The sequence below is a fragment of the Acidovorax sp. KPB24-07 genome (assembly GCF_057543315.1).
Map to the genome: position 1 here is coordinate 1 of NZ_BAAJYS010000452.1, position 2,488 is coordinate 2,488.

The window sequence follows — 2,488 nt, forward strand, 5'->3', positions numbered from 1 at the left end:
CAGGCGCAGCAGCGTGGTCTTGCCGGAGCCCTCGTCGCCCCGCACCAGCGTCACGCCCGGCGCGGCATGGGCGGTGAAGCCGTCGAATACGGCCGGGCCCTGCGCGTGGGCAAAGCGCAGGCCGTCGCACAGCAAGGTGGCAGAGGGTGTCGTCGAGTCGGGCATGGCGGGGTTCACAGGAGCGAAGGGTGATCGAGGGAGCCGCCCACATCCGTGGGCGCTGCACATTCTGTGGCAAAGCGCGGCCAACCTGCCCGAAAATGCCCCCTGCCGCGCCGCCCCCGGCGCCTTCCTTCCACAAACCTGAAACCCATGACCCTGCGCTACCTGGAATTCGACTACAGCGAGGACGACGAAGGCACCGGCACCTGGGATGCCATGGCCAGCGTGACCGAAGAGCACCTGCCGGCCCTGCACGCGGAGATCGCACAGGTGCTGGGCTGGGCCCACGCCACTTTCCCGAACCAGAACGGCGCCATCGAGGACGGCGCCGCCTGGGACTACGACCTGCAGGCCGTGCGGGAGGTCTCCGCCGTGCAGTCCCTGGTTTTCGACGAGGCCACCCGGCGCCTCGTTTCCACCGCCGGCAAGCCCGCAGCACCGCGGCATACGGTGACACTCTCGATCAGCGGTAACGCGGCGTTCTGCGAGGAGTTCCGACCGCGCTTCGGAGGCGAGTGAGCACCCGATGAAGCCGTGAGCGCGGGCCAGCGATCCCCGACCGTCATCCCCATTGCGCATGCCGCTATCATCCCGCGGCCTGCGAAGACGGGCAGAAAAAAGGGAGGTGAATCGTGAGCGTGGCATTCAAAGACCCGTGCGATTCGCCATGTCACGGCATCACGAATCGAATTTCAATGGCATGGACACAATGGCTGCGGAGCGAGCCCGCAGAACCCGTGGTCAACGGGCGAATGCAATATGGACCAGGAAAGGGAATGATCAAACAGGTCTTCGAAGGCCTCGATGCTTCGCAAAAGAGGGTCCGAAAAATCGCGACCATCGACCCGATCAGGAAGAAGATCATCCTGATTCAGCCCGGGGATAAGGTGCTCTATCAATCCGGACTCAGGGAAAAGGGTGTTGCGGGTTATGTGTATGTATTTGCCCATGCCACAGCAAAAAGCATTCAGGGAATGATCCATGCATGGAAGTGGCCGACACGATCCGGCGCAGCGGCCTCTGGCACGGAGAGCCGGTTTTGATCGACGCATGCAATGCGGGAGCCACGTCCGATGGCATCGCAAGTGAATTGGCCCAAGTGTTGCGAACGCATGTCACGGCGCCCACGACAACCACCTGGAATTACCCGCTGGGCGGTTCTGCGGTGGGGCAAGGGGCCTTCGAGAAGCTCCCGGGCGTATTGGCGATGCTCCCCATTCCCGACCTGTTGCGTCCAGGCTTATGGCGAACCTGGGGGCCCGATGGACAACCCATTGCAACGGCCCCAACCTCTCCGCGCGATACCGGCGATCTGCTGAAAGGGGCCTTGATGCAGAAAATGGGGAAGCGCCGATGATTGGCCGATGGAAAAAATGGGGGGCAGGCACCCGAATCGCTCTGGTCCTTTCCTTGCTGGTCGGCGCCTGGACCGCGTGGTGGTGGATCGATAGCGCCGTCACCTGCGACCAGCAGGATGAATACTCGTATCACGGCTTTTGCCTGATGGAGTTGCAACGCCGCGCCGAAAGCGGCGACAACCCTGCGCAGTGGGCTTACGGCAATTACCTGGCAGGCATTCCGCCCTTCGACCAAGCCTACGAGTGGCATCTGAAAGCCATGCACGGCGCGCGCATCGGCCTGGAGTTGCGTCGCAGCATGGACGCCTACTGCGACAAGGTTCCCGGCTTCGACGCGCGCACGGTGGAGTCCGTCATGCAGCGTGTGGTCCGCACCAGTCCCGATGCCCATTTGCGGCTGTTCCAGTTGTATCTTTCCCCGCCCCCCTGCAGCGCGTTCAGCCTGGATCAAGCCAGCGCACAGATCCCCTTGCTCACCCAATGCGCCCACCTCACCCTGGCCGAATACTTCCGGGCCGTGGAGCGGGAGCGCTACACCCTTTCAGCTGCAACGCGGGCGGCCATCCGGAGCAACCTGGATCGCTGCGAAAACGAACTCGCCCACCCCCCACCAGAAGCCCCCACGGTGCGTGAGTTCATGCCATTGCAGCCGAAGGACATCGAGGCGCTTCGGCGCAGCCTGGACAAGACCGCTCCGTGACCCGGACCCAGTCGAAATCCGGTCACCCCGTGATGGCCAGCACCACAGCCGACTCGTCCACCGCCATCGCCACGCGAGCACGGGCCCGCAGGCCGCTCGACGGGGGCGCGAACCCCACCATGTGCACCCCGGCGTCCAGCGTGGCCGAAACCTCGTCGCCCGCCGGCCCGCGCGACACGCGCGATGCCCTGGCCGGCCAGGCGTTGTCGGCAGCCGATGCCGGCAAACCGGCCTGAACGCGCACGGCCGCGCCTGCACAGCGCGAGCA

The 2,488-nt window shown here is 64.8% G+C and carries 3 protein-coding genes and 1 pseudogene; 3 read left to right on the forward strand and 1 reads right to left on the reverse strand.

Annotated features, from left to right (window positions below):
• Nucleotides 1-312: 312 nt before the first annotated feature.
• The 3 genes from AC27IQ_RS22430 to AC27IQ_RS22440 all read left to right on the forward strand — a co-directional run bounded on the left by AC27IQ_RS22430 (nucleotide 313) and on the right by AC27IQ_RS22440 (nucleotide 2,220).
• Entirely contained in the window at nucleotides 313-681 is a 369-nt protein-coding gene (locus tag AC27IQ_RS22430) for a hypothetical protein (RefSeq protein WP_317351959.1), read from the forward strand.
• Nucleotides 682-794: 113 nt separating this feature from the next.
• Entirely contained in the window at nucleotides 795-1,205 is a 411-nt protein-coding gene (locus tag AC27IQ_RS22435; RefSeq protein WP_487090853.1) for a hypothetical protein, read from the forward strand.
• A gap of 367 nt (nucleotides 1,206-1,572) precedes the next feature.
• Nucleotides 1,573-2,220, forward strand: coding sequence for a hypothetical protein (locus AC27IQ_RS22440; RefSeq protein ID WP_317351955.1), 648 nt, complete (start codon nucleotides 1,573-1,575; stop codon nucleotides 2,218-2,220).
• Between the two features lie 22 nt (nucleotides 2,221-2,242).
• Here AC27IQ_RS22440 and AC27IQ_RS22445 read toward each other — a convergent pair.
• Nucleotides 2,243-2,488 (reverse strand): annotated as a pseudogene (locus AC27IQ_RS22445) (TOBE domain-containing protein); the annotation flags it as partial.